15 protein-coding genes are annotated in these 22,835 nt (G+C 47.5%); 8 read left to right on the forward strand and 7 right to left on the reverse strand.

Annotation, left to right across the window (positions count from 1 at the left end):
- Positions 1–3: 3 nt before the first annotated feature.
- From OGY37_RS15805 to OGY37_RS15820, 4 genes are all read right to left on the reverse strand, one after another.
- Positions 4–4,332: an AAA family ATPase gene (locus OGY37_RS15805; protein ID WP_286621203.1), complete on the reverse strand. Its 4,329-nt coding sequence runs from the start codon at positions 4,330–4,332 to the stop codon at positions 4–6.
- A 6-nt stretch (positions 4,333–4,338) separates the two neighbouring features.
- Positions 4,339–5,895: a hypothetical protein gene (locus OGY37_RS15810; protein ID WP_286621205.1), complete on the reverse strand. Its 1,557-nt coding sequence runs from the start codon at positions 5,893–5,895 to the stop codon at positions 4,339–4,341.
- 553 nt (positions 5,896–6,448) lie between these two features.
- Positions 6,449–8,671, reverse strand: a complete 2,223-nt coding sequence (locus OGY37_RS15815) for an EAL domain-containing protein (protein ID WP_286621208.1) — start codon at positions 8,669–8,671, stop codon at positions 6,449–6,451.
- 504 nt (positions 8,672–9,175) lie between these two features.
- A complete protein-coding gene (locus OGY37_RS15820) occupies positions 9,176–10,288 on the reverse strand; it encodes an agmatine deiminase family protein (RefSeq protein WP_286621209.1) in 1,113 nt (370 codons plus the stop codon).
- A 403-nt stretch (positions 10,289–10,691) separates the two neighbouring features.
- On the opposite strand from OGY37_RS15820, the gene OGY37_RS15825 reads away from it, so the two are divergent.
- Complete coding sequence (locus tag OGY37_RS15825; RefSeq protein ID WP_003830885.1) at positions 10,692–11,255, forward strand: DJ-1/PfpI family protein; 564 nt, start codon at positions 10,692–10,694, stop codon at positions 11,253–11,255.
- A 56-nt stretch (positions 11,256–11,311) separates the two neighbouring features.
- Here the strand turns inward: OGY37_RS15825 and OGY37_RS15830 are convergent, their stop codons facing one another.
- On the reverse strand, positions 11,312–12,058 hold the full coding sequence (locus tag OGY37_RS15830; protein ID WP_286621211.1) for an SAM-dependent methyltransferase: 747 nt from the start codon (positions 12,056–12,058) through the stop codon (positions 11,312–11,314).
- Positions 12,059–12,068: 10 nt separating this feature from the next.
- Positions 12,069–12,326, reverse strand: coding sequence for a YjhX family toxin (locus OGY37_RS15835; protein ID WP_003021255.1), 258 nt, complete (start codon positions 12,324–12,326; stop codon positions 12,069–12,071).
- A gap of 1,320 nt (positions 12,327–13,646) precedes the next feature.
- On the opposite strand from OGY37_RS15835, the gene pepT reads away from it, so the two are divergent.
- From pepT to OGY37_RS15855, 4 genes are all read left to right on the forward strand, one after another.
- On the forward strand, positions 13,647–14,903 hold the full coding sequence (pepT, locus tag OGY37_RS15840; RefSeq protein ID WP_008783847.1) for a peptidase T: 1,257 nt from the start codon (positions 13,647–13,649) through the stop codon (positions 14,901–14,903).
- Positions 14,900–16,261 (forward strand): C4-dicarboxylate transporter DcuC, encoded by a 1,362-nt coding sequence (gene dcuC / locus OGY37_RS15845; protein ID WP_286621213.1) that lies wholly within the window; start codon positions 14,900–14,902, stop codon positions 16,259–16,261. The genes pepT and dcuC overlap by 4 nt, the downstream gene beginning before the upstream one ends.
- 322 nt (positions 16,262–16,583) lie before the next feature.
- On the forward strand, positions 16,584–17,213 hold the full coding sequence (locus tag OGY37_RS15850; RefSeq protein WP_286621215.1) for a DUF2913 family protein: 630 nt from the start codon (positions 16,584–16,586) through the stop codon (positions 17,211–17,213).
- A 98-nt stretch (positions 17,214–17,311) separates the two neighbouring features.
- Complete coding sequence (locus OGY37_RS15855; RefSeq protein ID WP_003830891.1) at positions 17,312–17,548, forward strand: hypothetical protein; 237 nt, start codon at positions 17,312–17,314, stop codon at positions 17,546–17,548.
- Positions 17,549–17,649: 101 nt separating this feature from the next.
- On the opposite strand, the gene OGY37_RS15860 is transcribed toward OGY37_RS15855, so the two are convergent.
- Entirely contained in the window at positions 17,650–18,279 is a 630-nt protein-coding gene (locus OGY37_RS15860; protein WP_063941265.1) for a LysE family translocator, read from the reverse strand.
- A 109-nt stretch (positions 18,280–18,388) separates the two neighbouring features.
- On the opposite strand from OGY37_RS15860, the gene OGY37_RS15865 reads away from it, so the two are divergent.
- The 3 genes from OGY37_RS15865 (at position 18,389) to foxA (ending at position 22,632) form a co-directional block, all read left to right on the forward strand.
- Positions 18,389–19,294, forward strand: coding sequence for a LysR substrate-binding domain-containing protein (locus OGY37_RS15865; protein ID WP_149384031.1), 906 nt, complete (start codon positions 18,389–18,391; stop codon positions 19,292–19,294).
- Between the two features lie 124 nt (positions 19,295–19,418).
- The gene (locus OGY37_RS15870) at positions 19,419–20,402 is read left to right on the forward strand and encodes a helix-turn-helix transcriptional regulator (RefSeq protein WP_063941267.1); all 984 of its coding nucleotides are present in this window, start codon (positions 19,419–19,421) and stop codon (positions 20,400–20,402) included.
- A gap of 121 nt (positions 20,403–20,523) precedes the next feature.
- On the forward strand, positions 20,524–22,632 hold the full coding sequence (foxA, locus tag OGY37_RS15875) for a ferrioxamine B receptor FoxA (protein ID WP_122973923.1): 2,109 nt from the start codon (positions 20,524–20,526) through the stop codon (positions 22,630–22,632).
- The last annotated feature ends 203 nt before the right edge of the window (positions 22,633–22,835 follow it).

Here is a 22,835-nt window from a genome sequence, read left to right on the forward strand (position 1 = left end):
TGTTTACTGAACCGCAAGTCGATTTTTTTCCCTGATGAGATTGATCATTTCCATTTGCTCGTGGTTTGCCCTTACTAACAAACCGTCCAGAACGGCATCGTTATATTGTTCACTCGAATAGGTTAATTCAAATAACCCCATCTTAATAATAATATCGCGAACTGCTTCATTTGGATCGTTAGCAAGTCTCAGTCGGATTTTCTGGTTGCTTCGTGGAGCAAGGAACCCACTAAACAGGCACCGAGCCAAATCGCTTCGAATCGTGACATCAGGATCATTTGCCAGTTGCTCTTGCACCAGAAGAGAGAGCGGATTCATACGATCTGATTCTTCAATCAACTTTCTTTTAACGCTGTTATCTATATCCTTTGCCAACAATATCTGGACCTCTGGCGTTAACCTTTTATTTTTCGCCAATGCGAGCCTTATTCTGAAATCGTTATCTTTTATCAACCGATGCTGCACTTCTTCACTCAGTGGCGAATTGAAAAGTCCTTCCGAACCTTTAGCCAGTGCTTCCCTAACACAAATGGTATCATCTTCTACCAGTATGAGTTGTGCCGACGGATGCAGTTTAGGATAAGAGGCCATTTTCTGGCGAATTGACAGATCGCTATCTCTGGCAAGAAGGGTTTGTGTTAGAGGATTCAGTGTAAAGAGATAGTTTTCCTCCTCTGGTATCAGGTGGGCACGTACTCTTTGGTCTCTATCGTTTGCCAATTTCACCTGAACTGCTTTTCCTGGGCTTTGTGAGGCCGCAACTGCGCAGCGTACTTCGACAGATTTATCGTTCGCCAGTTGCCATTCGATCTCGCGATCTGTCCACCAATCACGTAACAGGGCGATGCGAACCTTGTCTTCATCATCAAGGAGCAGTTCGTGGAGAATCTTAGTATTCGTATTTTGGTTGGCCGCCAGTTTCTGACGCACATTGGCCTCTTTGTGCGTAACCAACTCTTCTTGCCCATCCCGACTCAATGCCGGGTTACTGGCCAACGCTTCGAGTATCTCTACGCTGCAGTTCTCCAGATTCAGGATTTTATTCTGTAGGGTTTCCGATAGAGCGGAATTACCAGCCAGCGCTAGCGCGATTTTTGACACACTCTTCGTTGATGGTAAACCTGAGTTTGCCCTCATGCTGGCTAAAATCGACTGTACGTTTTCCATCGCCGTGGCCAGACTGTTTACCGCCAATTCTGTTTGATAGATGCGTTCCATTAACGGTTCGCCGATTTGTGGGTTGCCCGCTAGATTCTCATGTATCGAAGCTGAGCCCGTGTCGTAAAGCTGTGTATAGTACTCTTCATTGAGATGCTGATTTAGTGCAAGCGCCAGTTGTACTTCCTCTTCATCCTTTATTAATTTACCAATGATGGGGGCGGTAAGGGCATTGTTCCTGGCCAGTTGAGCACGGATTTCGCTATCATGCATTTCAGCGAGCTGCGCCATGATTGGCCCCGTCAGGTTGCGATTACCTGCTAACGCGTAATGCACTTCCTGGTTACCGTTATCCAGCAATTGCTGTTGAGTTAATGCACTTATAGTGGAGTTACTTGCCAGCTCTTTTTGAACATCGTAGATATCATTGGCTAGTCGCTGTTGTACTTCACTCGGTAGATTTTCAGTGTAAGCTAACGATTTTCGAACCTGATGGTTTTGGTCCATCGCGAGATGATGTATAGCTTTCTCTGGCAGCGAATTGCGCCAGTGTACCAGGCGTGCGCGAACATCATCATCGCTATCATCCATTAAGGTACAGATCGTGTCGTCCGCAATGTTAGTATTGCCAGCTAATGCCTCACGTACTTCTGTGCAACTGTCTTTGGTCAGTTGTTCCTGAACCTCAGGGTGAAGAGCGTAATTGCTGGCAAGGGCAATACGAATTTTTTCTGACGGATGCTGGCTCAAATTGTTTTGCAACAGGGCGGTATCAAAGTGTTTGCTACCGGCGAGTTCTCTAAGAACTTCATCTGTGTCCTGGAGCAAAGAGTTTAATGCGGGATTGGACAGATTGGGGTGTTCGGCAAGCTTGCGACGAACCGAGACATGCGTATCCTGAGTCAGCCGTATCTGTGCGGTTGCAGTCAGGTTGGGGTTAGACGCTAATGACTCCCTAACTTCCGTACATTCATCTTTTGCTAACGCGAGTTGTACAGCTTCCGCGAGTAATCCTTCACGGCGGCGTTTAGCCAGTGTTTCACGCACGTCCTGATCGCTGTCCAGCGTCAGGATCTGTTGTACCGTTTCGCTAAGCCCATCAAGATCTGCTAGATCTTCACGCACGGTAAAATCGCGGTCCCTTGCCAGTATTTCCTGCACCTCAGGGTGAAGATTGCTATTGCGCGCCAGACGTCGGCGAATAGAGACTCTGGAGTCTTTCGCAAGTTGTAATTGCATTAATTTACTGAGATTTTTATTGGTAATAATCATCTCGCAAACGTCTAATTCTGGATCACGCATTAAATGTTGAAGCAATGTACTATCTGTGCTGTTGCTGGCGAGCTGGAGTCGATGTTGAATAGTGAGCTGAAGCCGTTCGAATTGTGTTGCCATCAGATCATGCGGTGCATTTGCATGCATACAGGCCAGATGTAAAAGATCGATTTCAAACTCAGGCTGGTCATTAACAATGTTAATACGTTGGGTGAGTACCTGCTCAGGACAGTTCGGGTTACGATATACTGCTTTGCGTACGTTCAGGTCTGCATCTGCCGCCAGTTTTTCCAGTAAATCATCCGGACAATCTTCGCTATTAGCGACCTCTGCGCGGCGCAACGAGTTTGCACTATCCGCCATCTGAATCATCTGCGCTACGCTAAGACCATCGCTGGTGGAAGCTGGTTTGAGCTTGAGTTTCTCAAACAGCTCTTCGTATTGGGCAACCTGTTCACGCAGGGTCTCACGTAACGGAACTGTAAGCTGGATAGCTGCTTCCAGATCTTTCAGCTCCAACTGGCGGTTTTCAAGGAATGCTATTTCTCGAGCTTCGTTGATAGCATTCTGAATATCTGCACCTGCATAATCACGGCACTGTGTTACCAGCTTATTGCGTTCATTCTGGGTCAGTTCAAGCGACTCACCTTTCAGATGGATGTCCAGAATAGCTGCTCGCTCTACGCCGTTGGGGAATCCGACGTAAAACACCTCATCGAATCGCCCTTTACGCAGCAACTCTGGAGGGAGCACGGTAATATTGTTAGCAGTGGCAATGACAAATACCGCACCGGTTTTTTCTTGCATCCAGGTAAGAAAATAGCCGAAAAGTCGTGAGGAAACCTCCGAACCACTGCCACTGTTCATGCCGACAAAGGCTTTTTCCAGTTCGTCGATCCACAAAATACAGGGGCTAATTGATTCTGCCATTGTTAGCGCCCGACGCATATTATGTTCACTTTCTCCGACGTACTTACCCAATAATGAGCCGATATCAAGACGTAGAAGTGGCAACTGGAATAAACCGGAGGCTGCTTTGGCCGCAAGAGACTTCCCACAACCGGGCATACCGGCGATAAGTACACCTTTAGGCGCCTGTACGCGTGAATCGCGAGCTTCACTCAGGCGGCGGAAAATCTGGGCGCGGCGAGTGAGCCAGGTTTTAAGGTTCTCAAGACCGCCGATGTCAGTTGCATTTTCGATTACGTGCAGCATCTCAAGCACGCCGCTTTTTGCGATAATCTGCTCTTTCCCATGCTGGATAAGAGCCAGCGCCTCGTCATTAATTTGTTCATGCTGTTGACGAACTAGTGCTAATACTGATCGGATCTCTTCCTGGTTCAATCCGCAACACGCAGTATGCAGGCGCTGATGCATATTTTCCGGGACAAACAGATCAAGCATCTGGCAAAAACTGCTGAGCTGCTGGTTAATTTCCTCACCTTGGGGCAGTGACAGGGGGAGCAGGGTGATTTGCGACTCGATTTGTACTGGGATGTGCAAAGTTTCTGAAACAAGTACGACAACAGTTTTGCTCCGGTGGTGGCGCTGAATGCGGTTGAGCAATTGCTTTAACCGTGCAACGGCGAGTGGCTGGTTTTCCAGTGCACTGCGGGCATCTTTAATGATGAAGAGTTTTCCGTCCAAATCGTCATCGAGCAGCGAAGGTAAACTTTCTGCAAGTTCGGTGGTCTGACTCTGCGTGTTCCGAGGCTGTTTGTTACGGAAATCAACCCAGCCATATCCAAGATTCCACTCTTTTGGATACAGTGTCAGTTCTGTACTTATTTCTTGTAATAGAGTATCAACTCGGCTTTCTTCGCCGGAGTGGATGTAAAGCCCTGGATATCCAGCGAGGATATGGGATTTAATCTTGGTCTTAAGTTCGAGCAGATTCATCAGTATTTACCAGAATGAGAAAAGGTTTGAGGCAAAGTTACTGATACCCCGGCTAAAGGACTTAATGGCACGACCCGCGTTTTCAGTAACACTGGCAATGACCTTGGCAGCTGTTTTGGCAACAACCTTGCCCGCGCTATAGACGATTTCACCAATTTGCCCACCCGCAATACCACCTGCGACACCGCCAACAAACCCTCCAACGGCGGTACCAACTGGACCTAATACGGTACCAATCGCTGCGCCCAACGTGGCCCCCTCCGTTGCACCAGCAATTGCCATTGTCGTGGTTATAGTGGTGTTACCGATGGCATCGAGCGCTTCCTCTCCAGTCAGTTCACCTTTGCCCAATTTATAAAGTACCTTTGCATTCTGTATGCCCACGCAGACGATATTGGTAATTAGGCCCGCAGGAGTACTGCGTAATGCTGCGCCAAGAAAGCCGTTCTTGACAGCGACTACGACCGCTCCGGAAATAGCAACCTGTATAGCTGTTTGCGTACCGGTACGCAGCGAGCTTTCGAAAAACTCGTTGAGGTCTTCATTGGTGGATGGATTTTCACGACCGTTCAGGCGATTCCAGGCACGCCTTGCAAGGATTCTGGCTCCCTGCATACCCACCGCAATACAGGCACCGAGCATAGCCTGTTTACCAATTTGCTTGGCAATATCAATACGATTAGTGTCATTCCAGTCGTACTGACGTGCTTCGGCATCTTGTTGAGCTTTTTTCTGTAATTCTTTTGCTTCCTCTTTAGAAAGTGGCTTAGAAGACACTCCGTCAGCTTCAATAACCTCTGTGCTGTTGGCCACATCTGCGCCTTGCCCCTCGGGAACTAGCGCTTGTTGATCGTTATAGTCGCCCCGATTGAGCTGTGTATTTGTAGCGTTTGAGTCAGCACCATATTTCGACTGATATTTGCAGACCACATTGCCGTTGCCGTCAACAATCTCAATATCAACGGAGTTTAGCTCCTGTGAACCAACAACCCGTGCACGATACGGACTGCCTTTGGTGGTTGCATCAATATTAAATGTATCGACGTGATGCTGTTCCGCAACAAGACCATCTAGATTGGGGTTTTGGTTGATATTCCCGGCCTGCGTGGTGATTGTTTTGCGCGCATTTTCGTTAGCGTCTACCAAGGCGCTATCGATAAGGCTGGCGTATTGGCCTACGTGTACCGAACCGGAAACTGCTGCATTTTTTTCTATCTCGCCAGCCAACCAGGAGGCACAGCTACGACCTTTATCCATATGCTGCTGTAATGAGTCGCGAGACTGGTTAAAGGCTTCCGTAGACCGTATTATCTGCCGACGAGTGTTTAGTAACTCTTCTTCGTTTTTCCAGATCTGTGGATATTTACGAAATTCATCATCCAACCATTGCCCTAATGGCTGATCGCCGCGAGCCTGGCAGGAGGTTACAAAAGAGCTAATAATGGATGCGGTCTGCTCTGGAGCATTAATCTCCTCTACAACTTGTAATTCTACCTGTGTGATGGGGGAAAATTCATCATCGTTAATGTTCTGTGCGAGATTATTATTTTGTTGTGCCATCATTTTTACCGTTAAATCTGCTGTGTGATATATCATCAAATGACTATGATAATTGACGCAAATGATATTAGCCGTAATGCTAAATGCAGACTAGCGCAGGGATCACTAATATTGATTATGAACTCTATGACTAAGGTAGCCAAAATCTTCAGGTTGCCACCCGATTTGAAGCTTCTTGGTTAGTTTCTCATCAGGAGTTAATTTCGGGGAAATACCGCGTTTTTAAGGCTAAACCAGCCTATCATGCAGGAAAGTCCTTCTCGCCGTTTTTTTTGCACAATACAATATCTCCATATGGGGGAGTGTTAATCTCCATATGAATTTCAAAAAATCTCTGAAAAAAACCCTTATTTTTAGGAGGGGGGAGGCTCTACAACTCATGGCTGTATGGCAATATCTGTAGACTGATTGGTAGCAACTACATAATGTTATGACGTTAAATTGCATGGTGTTTTGCTTAATTAATATGCAGTTTTCGTTAAGGGAATAAAAAAACCGGCACGGGAGCCGGTAAGTGAATCAATGTAGGAATATAATTATTATTATAATTACTGAATTATAATTCAGCCAACTCAATAGGAACGGGTTTCCCTATATGGTATCCCTGTAACCAACCAATACCCATCGTAATTAGCATCTTTTCAATTTCCTCATTTTCAACAAACTCAGCGACTACTTCCATGTTTTTGAGTTTTGCTACTTCGCAGAAGGATCTGACAGCGCATCGACTAAATTCATCGGTCAGTATATTACGGATGAAGGAGCCATCAATTTTCAGAATATCTGCGTCTAACGTTCGTAGTCGTGAATAGCTTGACGCTCCTGTGCCAAAATCATCAATAGCAATTTTAGAACCGGCTTTACGTAGTGCTCTCAGAACATCAGTGACATTTGCGTTGTCAATGATATCTGACTCAATGACTTCAAAAATTATACGTTCAGGTGCTATTGAGTATTTTCTAAACAATGTGAAAACATTATCAAGAAAATCGATTTTATTAAGTGAATCTGGCGTCAGATTAATGGAGAAATGACTGTTCGGGTCAGATTTCTGCCGTGACTGTATAAAACGAAATGTTTGCTCTATGACAGTGATATCCAGCGCAGGAAGTAATCCTGCCTCGCGAGCAACCGGTAGGATGGTATCTGGAAAGATTAACTTACCATCAACCATTTTTATCCGAATAAGTATCTCGTGATAACGTGTCAGTCCCGTGGTTGAAACGATCGGCTGAACAACCAGCATCGTTGAGACTATGGGTTGAGCCATAAGTTCAAACGACTTTCTATCAATTGCTTTTTGCAACATATGGCGAATGACCGCCTGACTGACAATTTTATCACCTGGCACTTGCGGGCTGAGTAACAACGGTTGCCCCTGCATTAACGAGATGTAGCTTTGGGTATTAAGATGCTTAATTGCTTGAGATAAATTTTTAATCAGGTTTTTCTCGGTGGTATATGCCACACCACAAGATAGTCCTAATTGGTAGTCCTTCCAGATAAAGCGAAAAGAGTTTAGGTCCTTGTAGAGATCAGGAATGTCAGGGACAGCATTAAGGCGAAGAATTATTCCATGACCTGGTGCGTAATAAATATCACCTGTACCCTTAATCAATTTACGTACATATGCGCTTAGCGCTTTTACAAATTCAAAACGGAATTCTATTCCATGAGTTTGTTCCAGCGTATTCAACTCTGTACAACGGATGTAACACAAGCACTCTGTTGCGTGTTTACGGATGTCCATTTGCAGGGCCTGAAAGTTAGGCAGTCCAGTGTTAGGCTCTGATCTAAAAAGTTGTTTGAGGCGGCGAAGATATTTTCGGTTATGAACCACAAGTACACCGGTAACAACAATCGTAAGAGAAAAGACAAACACTATCGTGGAGGAAATCACGAGACTATGTAAATAATTATCATAGTTAGCAGGCGGAATATAGCTGTTTATATAATATCCCAACAGGATGAGCATTGTTACCCATACAGGGGATATCAAAGCATGGCCAATGCAGATCACTCCCCATAGCATTACTGGAAGTAACCACAGTAATGAATAGTCTGTAAATATAAGAATATCTTCTCTGATGACGATCAAAGCGGACATAATGCAGAGTAACAGCACCAGCCATAATACTTGATACAGAATAGGAGGGCCGGATTTTATCAGCGCCTTTACTTGTCTAATGTATAGAATGCACCATGCAGGATTTTGAACGCTTCTAAGCAACAGATAACAAAAAGGGATGCCAGTCAGGCAAGAGTTCATCAGCCACTGTAAGTTAATTAATGTTTGTAGTGTAAAAAGGTTTGCGATCGGTGCAGAGGCTGTGTTCGATTGGAACCAGTGATCAATCGAGATGAATAGTAAGGCGTTGCAACACACGAGCCAGACAATACGCTGGGTTGTAAGCTGGCTACGACCAAAGCTAACCGCGCCTCGTTTGCCTGTCGAGAAAAAGTAGAGTGTCTGGCTAATGAGAGCAGCCAGTAGCTGAGCCGTTAGTGTGAATACCGAAGATAAAGAGTAAGAGTAAAGCGCATACAAGAAAAAGGTAGCCAAAATTGGCAGTGCCTTTTGCCGGTATAAAACCAGCAGTGCAGAAATGAGAGGTAAAGTGAGATCGTAAAAATGCAGTGTTATACCCGCAACATCCTCTTGCTTACTGAGATGACCTGCGACCAGCTGTAATGCAAAAAACGCGATGCCGACACAAAAATAGTCTCTAAATGTATTAATGAAATTTATACTTTCCGTTTTTCTTAGCAATATCATCATTCGCAATTCTCAGTGAGTTATCACCGTTCTCGATTTAAGTCATCTACTTAAAACAGGTTAGACTAGAGGTTTGAAATGTGTATTTTTGGATGTTTTCGCTAATTGAAAACTATTCTAAAATATGTTATATGGATTTTTTAAATGTAACCATCGATAATTTCACTGTGTTTCACAACGCAGGGGAGAACAATCTTTGTGGCTGTACTGATAATAAAAGTTGCGTCAGAAGTCATTATTTAAGACAGAATATACGATCGATAATAACGATCAATATAAATTTTTTGATAGATTTTATCGATAGGCTTAGCAGATCATAAATACCATGAAAGATCGATGAAAGCTATTAAAGTGTTATCTTTTAATGGTATTTATTTCATAAATGTTAATTAGGTGCTTTGTTTATTAAAATTTAACCTACGGAGGCATCTTTCTAAGGGAATCATTTTTTTATTGCCAGGAAAGTGAGTTTCCCCACCTTCCCACAACACACTCAATTGTTAATCATTAACGAGGCTGCTGCTGTGTCGCGCAGTGAATACCGCCGCCACCGGCAGCGATACCGTCGATATTCAACTGAATAATTTCACGATCGGCAAACAGATCCTGCAAAATAGTATGGGTATTACGATCGGTGCGCTTATCGCCAAATTGCGGTGCAATGACGGCATCATTACACAGATAAAAATTGATATACCCCGCGGCGAAATCATCGCTCGCATAAGTCTGGCGGATGGTAGAAGGTCCTTCCAGCGTGACTACCTCCAACCGTCGGCCTTTGGCATCCGTGGCGGCCCGTAATATGTCCAGATGACGTCGGGTGATCGCGTAATCAAAGGATGACGGATCCTGCTCAAGACCCGCCACCACCATACCCGGATGCGTGAATCGGGCGTAAAAATCTGTATGGCCGTCGGTAATATCCTTGCCGGCAATACCCGGCAACCAGATGATTTTCTCCAGACCTAGCAGTCGCTTAAGTTCTTCTTCGCATTCGGCTTTGCTGACGCCAGGATTACGGTTGGAGTTAAGCACGCAGCTCTCGGTAATAATCGCCGTGCCTTCACCATCTACCTCAATACCGCCACCTTCCAGTGTTAGCGCCGAGCGAATAAACTCGGCATGAATGTAATCAGTAACAAATTCAGCCACATCGGCATCTCGTTCGTGCTCTTGCTTATTGCCCCAGCCGTTGAAATTAAATCCCACTCCGCCGAGCGCGCCGCTGGCGCTTTTCACAAACACCGGCCCGGTGTCGCGGATCCACAGATCGTCTATTGGGTGAACCAGAAGATTGACTGACGGCCCGCACAGACGCGCGGCGAGCTCGCTGTCTTCTTCGCGTACTAACATATTCACGGGTTCAAATGCGGCGATGGTTTTGGCAACTAACGCCAGGTTTTTCTGCACCACCGGTAGCAGATGAGGCTCCCAGATCTCCGCACTGGCACCAAACGCCATCCAGGTTGCCGCATGCGGTGCGCCTTCATCTGGCATTTGCCAGCGGCGGTTCTCTGTTGCGCGGGCAAGTTGGCTAAAGCTGAAGCCCGTCATACCGGCGAGTAGCATACTCGTTGAAGTCACCAGGCCTTGTCTGACGAATGAACGTCTTGTCATCATAGGATTAACCTTTGCGTATTTTTACCTGATATCAGGTGAATGAAATAATAATAGATAATAAATATTCTGCGTATTTTAAATATTGAATAATAAATAAAGTGATCGCGGGTAAATTTTATGCGAAATATAGCACAAGAGATATGCGTTGCAATCTCTTAGTTTTATATAATGAGTGAAGCTGGCTTCTATTAAAATTTCTCAACTATATATTTATATATAATTTATATTCATCAGCATGAACATATGTCACGCCGTTGGCTCTGAGCCCTCGTCTGGCGGGCCTTGCCGTGGATTGTGATCTGGCCGATTGTTCTGTTGTATTTATTAATGCCATGAACCGTGTGGACTATAGTAAAGATGGCCGTTATTTTTCATCATTAATAACCGTGAGTGGGGGATGTGAATGAAGAAGATACTGATGCTGGTCGGAGATTATGTCGAAGATTATGAAACGATGGTGCCTTTTCAGGCTTTGCAAATGCTTGGGCATCGTGTGGATGCCGTCTGTCCGGATAAAAGTCAGGGTGACTACGTTCAAACCGCCATTCACGATTTTGATGGGGCGCAGACATACAGTGAAAAGCCGGGGCATCGTTTTACGTTAAATGCGAATTTTGCCGAGGCGCGGGCCGCCGATTACGACGCACTGTTGATCCCCGGCGGGCGTGCTCCGGAATATCTTCGACTGAATCCGGATGTCATTAAGCTGGTGCAAGATTTCAACACTGCCGGTAAACCTATCGCCGCAGTTTGTCATGGGCCCCAACTGTTAGCGGCGGCGGGGGTGTTAGAAAACCGGACCTGTAGCGCTTATCCGGCCTGTGCGCCCGAGGTTCGTCTGAGCGGTGGACATTATGCCGATATTGGCATTGATCAGGCCCATGTTGATGGCAATCTGGTGACGGCACCAGCATGGCCCGCGCATCCGCAATGGTTAGCTAAATTTGTTGAAGTATTAATGAAGTAAGCGATGATGCGATGAAAAAGTCGGTATAACCTGCCAGGCTATACCGACTGCATTTATTACCTCTGCATGAGTGCGAACACGCCCCACCCGATATATTCCCGGGTGAATGCAACGTGGCGGACTGGTGAACTTCTCAGTTGCTCTCTGACTTCGGCGGCAAACTCATCGTCCGGATTTGCCTCCAGCCACCGGCGCATTGTCAACCATTTTGCCGCCTCGTATCTGTCCCAACCTTCCTGGTCAGCCAGTACCATTTCCACCACGTCATAACCGAGCAGGTCGAAAGACGAAACGCGTTCTGGCAGAGAAAGAAAATCGGCTACTGAAGTCGCGCCGCAAGCCATAGCGATCTCCTCCGTTGCGGGCATCTGACGCCAGTACGGTTCGCCGATGAGCAGGATCCCGCCTGGTTTGAGACTTTGTTCCAGCTGTTTGATCGTTCCGGCAACGCCGCCGGCAATCCAGGTTGCACCAACGCAGGCGGCAATATCGAATTTTTCTTCGGCGATATAACCTGTTGCATCGGCATGAATAAAACGCACGTGCTCAGTGACGCCCAATTCACTTGCCCGCAGGGTGGCTTGCTCACTGAATAACTGGCTCATATCGATACCAACGCCGGAAATTCCATGATCCCGTGCCCAGGTGCACAACATCTCGCCCGAGCCGCTGCCGAGATCCAGGATGCGGGTTCCTGGGGGCATCCGTAAAACTTGACCTAACGTCGCATATTTTTGCGCGGTGAACGGATTATGAATGCGATGTGCGCTTTCGCTGATCGTAAAAATCTTCGGGATATCCATCTCTCTCTCCTTAGCGATTATCCAGTTGGGCGCGAACGTTGTTCAGCCCGGTGGTATTGATGCGGTAGGGCTGACCATTAACGGATTTGATCAGTTTTTTCGTTCTGAGTTTTTTGAATACGTCGAGCGTGCAGTCGCAGAGCAGTAACCCTTCGCGGCTATAGCATTCGACGGAAGTGACACGACCAGATGCATCGCGGACGTGAGCAATACGGCCACCTTTGGCGAGAACGTGTAAGGTACGTTGTTCCTGACGGGATAAATTCATACTGGAAAACCTGTTTAATCATCATGTGCAAAACGTGCAAACACACAGCGGTGTCCGCATTCGATTTCGGCGCATTGATAACCAGTCCGGCCTGAAAAGGTCGGTAAGCTGATTATCTGATGATTACATTCTCCAGCATCAAAGCCTCGGGTTGAGTTGATAGGTATTTATCTGCTGAATCATACCAGTATGGGCAAGTAGGGGAATCGTCCTGTCGGGAAAATGTGATCTATGACGAAAAATTGCGTTTAGCTTATTTTATAATTTTTTAACTCTCGTTAGCTGAGCGGTGTATGAATATATTAAATTTATTGAACATTCAGACATCGTCAGTAGTGGTATTGGCCGTAATGATGTGTTGTTAGTCCCAGTTGCGTAATACTATAGATTAGTGATGTTTAATTTTCCCCTATCCTAATTTTGTTTTATTTGATAAACATGTCTTTATTATAAAAAGGATTTTTAATGGTGTTTTCTTTTAATTCTTTTTAAGAATTTTCTTAACGTCATGAAGTGTGTATACTCAATCCAGCAAGAAGCTCTTCTGTTATCATCAAAACTATAAAAATGTCCTTAACACCCGTATTACCTCTGCCCTGAATCTCTTCTCAGGGGAGAGGTTTTTTTTGCCTGTGTATAATTTTGATAATCGTCATAAATAGATAATTTAATATTATTGTTCTTGTTGTTTTGCATTAGTGATGACGAAAGATTTTGTTCTGTGAACCATACGGTAATGTTGAAATAGTATCGCTATGAATCTATTTCATGATGAATAGTGTGATTTCATCTTTATTTGTAGGGGTATTATATAGTTTTTCTTATAACTGTCTGTTTTTAAGCGTTATGTTAATTCTCGCTTTTGAAGTAATTGTGATTTTGTTCACGGATTTTATTGCGTTAAGTGGCTATTTGTAGAGAGGTGCAAACGGTTGCATGTTGCTGTTACAGCATTCGTTCATTAAAAAAATATAGCGATGGTATGTCTTGTGTCGGTGTCGGGGGCAAGAATCTAAATGATTTTTATTATCCCTTAGGCATACGAATGCCGTTTATGACTTCTGTTAGCTTAACACCATGGAAAATGTAGTAAAAACAGACAGGGAATATGATTTTATCAATCAAATGGAGTTTTTAATTACTGGTATAATTACTGGCCTTTTTTATCTTCCTTTATATAAATCGTTGTCGTAACACCCATAAAATCAGCGTTCTGGGATGAGCGCTGATTTTATTTTGTTCTCAGATTATTCAACCCACGCTGTATGCAGGTCTTCTCTTGCAGTACCTCGTAAATGATACATTAAAGGATCTCCTGGAATGGATATTGTTGAACGCTTTATTAACTACACGAAAATCAATACCACGACCTCAAGGGAAAATGGTGCTAATGGGATAATGCCTTCTTCACCTGGTCAAATGGAACTGGCAAAACTACTTGCAGTAGAACTTGAAGCATTAGGAATGGAAAACATTGAGGTCAGGGATACCGCTATTGTGACCGCGACCTTACCTGGAAATACCGATGACACGATCCCTGTCGTTTCCTTTTTTGGTCATCTGGATACCAGCGCGGAACAGACCGCGGACACAAATGCGCAACGTCTTCACTACAGCGGTGGGGATTTGTGTCTGAATCAAGAGCTGAATATTTATCTGCGTGAAAGTGAATTTCCGGAACTGAAAAATTATGTCGGCGATGACCTGCTGGTGACGGATGGTACCAGTCTGCTAGGGGCTGATGATAAAGCCGCCATCGCCGCGATTATGAATGCTCTGGAGTACCTTGTCGCGCATCCGGAGATTAAGCATGGGCCGGTGAAGGTCGGTTTTGTTCCTGATGAAGAGCAGGGATTACGGGGAGCAAAAGCGTTTGATGTTGCTGCGTTTGGCGCTGATTTTGGCTATACCCTGGACTGCTGCGGCATTGGAGAGTTTGTCTATGAGAACTGGAACGCGGGTGATGCGGAAATCATCTTTACCGGCCAGTCCGCGCACCCTATGTCGGCCAAAGGTAAGCTGAAGAACTCTCTGCTGATGGCGCATAAGTTTATTGCGATGCTGCCCGGAGGAGAGGCGCCTGAGTATACGGAAGGACGCGAAGGGTATTACTGGGTAAAACAGCTTCAGGGTAACAGCGCCCGTACGGTACTTAAGCTGGATATCCGGGATTTTACCGAAGAAGGGTATAAGGCGCGTATGGCATATATCCGCCAGCTTGCCGTCAGCACCTGCGCGCTGTGGGGAGAAAACAGCGTGGTCTGTCATTTAACCGATCGCTATGCCAATGTGTTCAATAGCTTGCAGGGCGATGCACACTACCCGATTGATATTGCGTTACGCGCGTATCAGAAGTGTGGCATTACCCCGCAACCTGTCGCCATGCGTGGTGGGTATGATGGCGCAGTGCTATCGCAGAAAGGACTGCCTTGCCCGAATATTTTTACCGGTGCTCATAACTTTCATTCAATTTATGAATATCTACCGGTGCGTTCACTGCGAGCCGCCAGCGATGTGGTGGTAGCGGTCATTGAGGAAACCTTTGCTGAGTTCGCGCAGAGGAGAGCTCAGTCATGATTCAGGTGTTAATTGCCCTACTGGTTATCGTGGTGGTCGCGCGTCTGATACTGAAAGGTTATCGCGCTGAACCCGTGCTGTTCATTGCGGGCCTGGTGTTGATGATTTGTACGGCGTTAACCGGATGGGGTTCTGTATTACCGAAGGGCGTCGCCAGTACGGGGATTTCATTTCTCGATCCTTTCGAGGTGATGCGCGATCTCTTTAGTACGCGTGCTGCCGATCTCGGCCTGATGATTATGGCGCTTATGGGATTTGCGCATTACATGGATCATATCGGGGCAAATGAAGCGGTTGTGCGGGTCGTGACGAAACCTTTGCGCGCGCTGCGTTCGCCCTATGTGCTTCTATTTTTCTCCTATCTGCTCGCCAGCCTCCTGCAGTTGGCTATCCCATCCGCTACCGGGCTTGCCGTATTGCTGATGGGGACGATGTTCCCCATTATGCTGGGGTTAGGGCTTTCTGCGGCCTCGGCTGCTGGGGTTATTGCCACCTCGCTTGGTGTGGCGTATACCCCGACGGCCATCGATGCTATCAGGGGATCTAAAGCGGTCAATATGGATGTGGTGGAATACGTTGTTTACCACCAGGGACCCGCAGCGCTGGCAACCGTGCTGGTCGTCGGCGTCTGCCATTTCTTCTGGCAGCGGCATTGCGACCGTAAAGCGGGGACGCTTCCACGGGAAATCGGTAGCGCTGAGGTGACTGATTCAGGAAAAGCCCCGGCTTTTTATGCGCTTCTCCCGATGCTTCCGATACTGATGGCGGTGGGATCATCGGGAATGTTCGTCAGTGGTATTAACTTGAATATTATCACCATTGTGCTCATTTCGATGGCTGTCTGCATGTTGATTGAGTGGCTGCGGGTGCGTGATTTAAAGTCAGTATGCGAAGGATTCAGCCATTTCCTTAAAGGCATGGGCACCGCCTTTACCGGGGTGGTTGGGCTACTGGTTGCGGCAGGTGTTTTTGCTCACGGGATTAAAGTTATTGGTGCCATTGATCAATTAATCCTGATGGCGGAGCACGTGGGATTACCTCCATTTGCTATGGCGGTGGTATTTGCGCTGGTGACACTGGCGGCAGCAATTATTATGGGATCGGGTAATGCGCCATTCCTTGCTTTCGTTGAGCTGATCCCGCAAATCGCGGCAAGTATGGGCGCTAACGCTGTTGCCATGATCCTGCCGATGCAGCAGGCATCACATATGGGGCGGGCAATTTCACCGGTTTCCGGCGTGGTGATTGCCGTTTCCAGTGGGGCGAAAATAACGCCATTTGATGTGGTTAAACGTACCGCCGTACCGTTGATTGTGGGCTTTGTAACGCATACCCTGATCATCGGTATTTTCTATTAACTTCGTCTGTAATAAGCAAACTTCCGGCTTGCTGAATGCCCGGTAGTTTGCTTTTTCTGTTTACAGGTCTCATCACAGAAGGTGATATTGATTACTGGTGATTATTATTAACCTTTATCTTTATCGCATTATTCTTATTAGTCATTGTTGAGCTACCCCGGATTAATGATTAATAAGTATGATGTATTATATTTGCACGTTTATTACATAGGGATAAGTTAATCTGGATCATATTTTGGCGATTTTAGTTGTAGTAATTTTTTAATAGAGTAATACAAGAATGACGTGGAATAACAATGATGATTTATTTGGGCAGGTTTAAGTGGTAAGGGATACTGGAAGAGTTAGTACGTTACGACATCATTATCAGGATGATCTTGAAGCCTTTACCTGGAGTGCGTTAGTCGCAATTGGTATTGCAATAAAGGATCATAAAATCTACTCTAAAATGTCAGAGCATCTATTCATTATGCATTGGCTGGCTATTGCAAAAAAAAGAAAAATCTTTTCGAAGAGCATTGTCAGTGAGCTTCAGTGGTTAATTGATGAGGGGAAGAAAAAAAGCCTCAATGCACAACTTAAATTTAAAATAGAATATTTGTACGCCACATCGAGCGGTGATGTGACAATGCAAAACGACTATTTTAAATTTACTCACACGATTGAAGTGTTGAGAAATAATGGATGGGAGAGCTTTTTGCTCACTCCGGAGAAGTGGCAAGGCCTTCATGAAAGTATTAAGGTCAGAAAAGGTGACTTTATTTTTATGGATGACACCCGGCTTCAGGAGTGCTTTGGCGTGCAGGGCGAGATAGTCAAACCTTTCTGTATTCGAGTGTACGGCGATACTGAGTTTGCAAAGTTAACGTTCATCAAACATAACCTGCCGGTTGAATTTGTGAAACATATTTCGAATGAGTTTTATTACTTCAATTTTCTTTCTGTTAAGTAATGCTTAACTGATATGGGGGACAAATTTCTGTTTGTTCAAAGAGTGTATTGATCTACCTGTGAAATTATCGGATATATACCACACGCAAAGGACAGCGAATGTTTACTCGAAAGTTAGTGATTACAACCGAATGGATAAGGTTGTCGGATACGCCAGACAATGTGTCCATTTCTTTTCGGGGCGTTCTTGAGATCGGTGAAAGCACGGTTGTGCCGGATGGCAACACACCTCTACTTCGCTTAGAAAATGAAATGGCACCTGTCGCCGTTGATGCATTGTCATGGGTGAGGGTGCCAGTTGAACGCCGGGAAAATGTTATCGTCTATATTTTCTGAATCCTGGTTTATAAATCCATTAATAATGTTAATGTCGATTTGTTCTTATTTTATTCCTCCCGGTGCAAGATGAGATGTCTGGCTGAACAATTCGTTGGGGATCACATCGCGGGTGAGAGCATTTGTAGCGCGTGTACATTATAAATAATGCCAAACACCGCCACCGCGAGTAGAAACAGGGAGGAGATAAAAACGCTGCGTCTGGCAAACCGCTCTGGCATCCAGCGTTTGAAAACTATGATGTAAAAAGACAGCACCGTAACATCAAAAATAACCCACACCAGCGTTAGCGTCAGAATGCTGGTGGTGAAATCTTGCGTAATGGCAATGAACTGGGGAAAAAACGCTACGAAAAACAAAATGTCCTTTGGGTTAGCGACCCCTGTCAGAAATCCATGGATAAGCCCGCTGTTATCGCGTTTTGGCGCACACAGTCCGGGGTTTGAGTCCCTGGCCCGCAGGCCGTTAATCGCCATCACACCGATATACAACGATCCCACAAGACCCAGTACGCCAAGCCATATCGCAGAGATTGAAACCACACCAGCTAACATCAGTGCAGCCAGAGCAATCAATACTAAAGAAGCGCCGTTAGTGCCAATCAGCGTGAGAAAGGCCCGGCGATAGCCGTGCTGCGACGCGGTGGTGGTAATCAGCGCCACGACAGGACCCGGAGTTAACAGCAGGGTTACTACGCTGAGGCTATAGGCAGCCAGTAAAGTGAAATTCATACCTGATTATCCTGATGATATTTTCCATCAGTATTCCGCCTGCGTGGCGCATTGAAAAACGAATAAAACTGCGCTCTACTGTGAGTAAAACTCAACATAGAAGCTGAGAATGACGCTACCTCCGTTGTATGCCCTGAGGGCTTTTGAAGCCGCAGCCCGTCTGGGATCGTTCAGTAAAGCCGCTATTCAACTTAACGTGACGCCGGGCGCGGTAAGCCGTCATATTCGCACGCTGGAGGCATGGTTTGGTTGTGAGCTATTTGTCCGCAGCGGCCCGCGTATCGAGATAACGCCTTCTGGCCAAGGGCTGGCGCAGCAGTTGACGGCTGGGTTTCAGAGTCTGGAACACGCGTGTCATGCCTTTCGCAGCAGCAGTCATGAGCTACGGCTGAAAGCGCCGTCTACGTTGACGATGCGTTGGCTTCTGGACGTGCTGCGTCATTTCCGTGAAGCGCATCCGACCCCGGTTGTCGAAATTTCCAGCGTCTGGATGGATACCGATTCGGTATCCTTCGGTCGTGAACCGTATGACTGTGCGATCCTGTTAGGGAATGGCCATTTTGGTGACGATACCGACAGCCGGTTGCTGTTTCAGGAGTGGCTTATCCCGGTGTGCTCAACCGCACTGCTGGTGCAGGCGCAGTGCGATCTTTCTGCCTGTGAACTGATTCATCCCTCAGCGGATCGCCGTGACTGGCGTCGGTGGCTGCAACGCACCGGGAAGTTTCCGGCGTTGAATCTTGCGCGAGGCAAAGTGTTCGACACCCTGGAGCAGGGCAGTCTTGCTGCGATGAGCGGTCATGGCGTGTCCGTTGCCGACCTGCTGTTAAGCCAGGCGGCCATTCAGGCAGGGATGTTGGCGTTACCGTTTAAAGATGCGGTAGCGACTGGCGAGGGCTACTACCTTGTCTGGCCAAAGACTTCAACACGGCTTAGAAATATTGAGCTGCTGTATCGCTGGTTAAAAGAGGCTGCGCCGTGTATCTCATCGACAGATCTAAACTGGCTGGATTAATCTGTTTATTCTGCTAATTATCCATATTGATAATAGTTCTCATTATTATTGTCGTGATGCGCAGGTAATGGTAATGTTGCTTCAGTTATAAACCGTTAATCCCATTTCCTGTGCAGAAGACAGCATGAACAATACCACCGCCCTGAATGCCTCCGGACGCGTCGCTCGCACTTTCTCCGTCAGCGAGTTTATGGATTTTGGTGAGCGCTACGGGATCGATTACCGCTTTCCCCAGTTGGCACAAAGGCCGGATTTACCGTCTGGCAGCCCTGTTCTGCAAGGTGAAATTGAGGAGATGACTCTCCCATGTGGGATGTGCGTGACGCACTCCGACGTACAGGTATTGCAACCCTACGAAACCACCTCTCGTCACGACAGCCCTCTGTATATGCTGGTGGTACTGGAAGGCTGCGTGATCCTGACGCTTAACGGACAGGAGCACGTGGTGCGCTCCGGCATGGCGTTTAGCTCACGCTTGAGTGAGCACCAGACGATGCGTGCCCGTCATCATGCTGATTGTAAACTGCGGACATTATCGCTTGGTTTGTATCCCGACGGCGCGTGTCGCACGGGGTTGCTCGAATCGTTGATGCGTGAGTGGGAAAGATGCCAGACGCCAACGCTTATCTGGCAGGTGCCGGGGTTTTTACTCAGCGGACTGCAGTACGCGCAGCAGAGCACGATTAGCCATGTTTCTCGTCAGCTGATGCTGGAAGGGCTGATATTACAACTGTTCGGTCATGGCCTCAGCGTGTGTCAGGTCGAGAGCGGTAAACGTCTTGCGGCGAGCGGGGAGCAGCAGCGGCTGGAGGTCGTTCGCCGACTGCTGGAGCAGAGTCCCGAAAATGACTACACCCTTAATGACCTGGCACAACGCGCAGCGATGAGTCCCAGTAGCCTGCGCAGTAAGTTTCGCGCAGCCTATGGCTGTTCGGTATTCGACTACCTGCGCGATTGCCGTCTGGAACGTGCGCGCGGCTATCTACTGGAAGGATATAGCGTACAACAGGCGGCCTGGATGTCGGGTTATCAGCACGCCACCAACTTTTCTACCGCTTTTCGTCGCCGTTACGGCTTTTCGCCCGGCGATTTGCTCAAACTTTGCTAATCCATATTTGCGTTTTACGCACGTGATTTCCTGACAATTTGGCACTGCGCATAGGCAACCTGGCATTCGGCATAGCTATCTCCGTCAGCAAAAAGGTAATAATTCTCACTTACAATTAGACATGCCTTTGGAGATATTCATGTTCGCGAAGACTCGCTTGGCGCTGCTGGTGGGATGGGTGACCGGCAGCGTGGCTTTTCCTCTGCTGGCGCAGGAAACAACAAAAAACGATACGGTGGTTGTCACCTCGCAGATGCAGAGCGGGGCCACGAAGCTTGCCACGCCGGATATTGAAACGCCGCAGTCGGTATCGATCGTTACCCGTGAGCAGTTTGAAGAGCAGGGCGCAACCAGCGTGCGCCAGGCCGTCAGCTATACGCCGGGGGTGTACAGCAATCAGATTGGCGCCTCCAACCGCTTTGACTACATCGTGCTACGTGGCTTTTCTGACGGTAGCCTGGATAACGTCTATCTCGATGGTCTGAAGATGATGGGCGACACCAACTCACACAGCTCGCTGGTGGTCGATCCGTGGTTCCTCGAAGATATCGAAGTCGTACGTGGCCCGGCTTCCGTACTGTATGGTCGTTCCTCTCCGGGCGGTATTGTGGCGTTGACCTCACGTAAGCCGTCGTTTGATGCGGGCGGCGAAGTGAAGCTGTTTGCTGGCAACAATAACCAGCGCGGCGCGGCGTTTGACGTTACCGGGGCACTGGATGATAACGATCGCGTGGCGGCGCGACTGAGCGGGATGACGCGTTACGCGGACTCGCAGTTTGGTCCATTGAAGGAAGAGCGTTACGCGCTGATGCCCAGCCTGACCTGGCGTATCACCGACCAGACGCGTCTGGATCTGATGGCCTATCTGCACCGTGACCCGGAAGGCGGTAGCCACTCCGGTCTGCCGTATGACGGCACCGTGGTTCCGCATTACGGGCAAAAGATCTCCAACACCTTTTACGAAGGCGAGGATGATTACGACAAATACGATCGCCGTGAAAACATGGTGGGCTACAACATTGAGCATATGTTTGATAGCGGTTGGTCGGTGCGGCAAAAGCTGCGCTATCTGCATACCGACGTTGAGCTGAATCAGGTGTATGCGGCGGGCTGGCTGAATGAAACCGAGCTTAATCGCGGTTACTCCGGCTCCGATGAAAAAATGTCGGCGATTACGCTGGATAACCAGCTCGACGGCAGCTTTGATACCTGGCAGGTAAACCACCGTCTGCTGGTGGGGATCGACTATCAGGATCGCAGCAACAATACTACCGGTTACTACGGCGCTTTCCCGCCGATTGACGCTTTTAATCCAGTGTACGGCGCGAAGCCTGATTACATCGACATGTATGCGCGTGAGAAACACAAGCTGCGCCAGACGGGTTACTATTTGCAGGATCAGATGTCATGGGATCGCTGGCGTATTACGCTCGGTGGTCGTTACGATCAGGTCAGCGTTTCTAACATTGATAAGATCAAGAATACTCGCAGCGATCTGGATAAAAACAACTTCAGCACCCGCGCCGCGTTGCTCTATTTATTCGATAACGGCTTTGCGCCGTACGTGAGTTATTCCACTGCCTTTACGCCAACCAGCTTTGCCGATGAGAACGGCAATCTGCTGGATCCGATGAAAGGCAAGCAGTGGGAAGCCGGGCTGAAATATGAGCCGGAAGGACTCAACAGCCAGTTCAGCGCATCGGTATTCCGTATCAATCAGACGAATATCGCCACCAAAGAAGAGCCGACCGATCCGTACCGCTCGATTGGGGAAATTGAATCTGAAGGGGTGGAGCTGGAGGCAATTAGCCAACTGACGGATAGCTTCCGTTTGCAGGCGGCGTATACCTATACCGACATTCGCTATAAGAAAAGCAGCCCGGAAGAGCAGGGCAAGCGCGCAGTGTACGCCCCGCGTAATCAGGCCAGTACCTGGCTGAGCTACGATGTGAAAAGCGGTCCGCTGGACGGTCTGACGTTGGGTTCAGGCGTGCGCTACGTTAACGGTATTACCAGCGATCGCCTGAATACTCACACCCTGCCGTCCTACACGCTGGTGGATATGGTGATTGGTTACGACTTAACGAATATCGGCATTAAAGGGTTGAGCGCGCAGTTGAACGTTAACAACCTGACCGACAAGCGCTACGTTGCGGCCTGTAACTCGCTCTCATACTGCTACTTCGGCGCCGAGCGCAGTATTGTCGGCAGCGTTTCGTGGAAATTCTGATGTTTTAGCCGGATGCGGCGCTGGCGCCTTATCCGGCCTACGGCAGCGTGCAAATCGTAGGCCTGATAAGCGTAGCGCCATCAGGCATAGTGATTGCGGTTATTGTGTAAAACCGTTTTGCATACAAATCTGCGCGCTGGCGCCTTATCCGGCCTACGGCAGCGTGTAAATCGTAGGCCTGATAAGCGCAGCGCCATCAGGCA

The organism is Citrobacter sp. Cpo030 (genome assembly GCF_030333005.1).
Classification (GTDB): domain Bacteria; phylum Pseudomonadota; class Gammaproteobacteria; order Enterobacterales; family Enterobacteriaceae; genus Citrobacter; species Citrobacter portucalensis.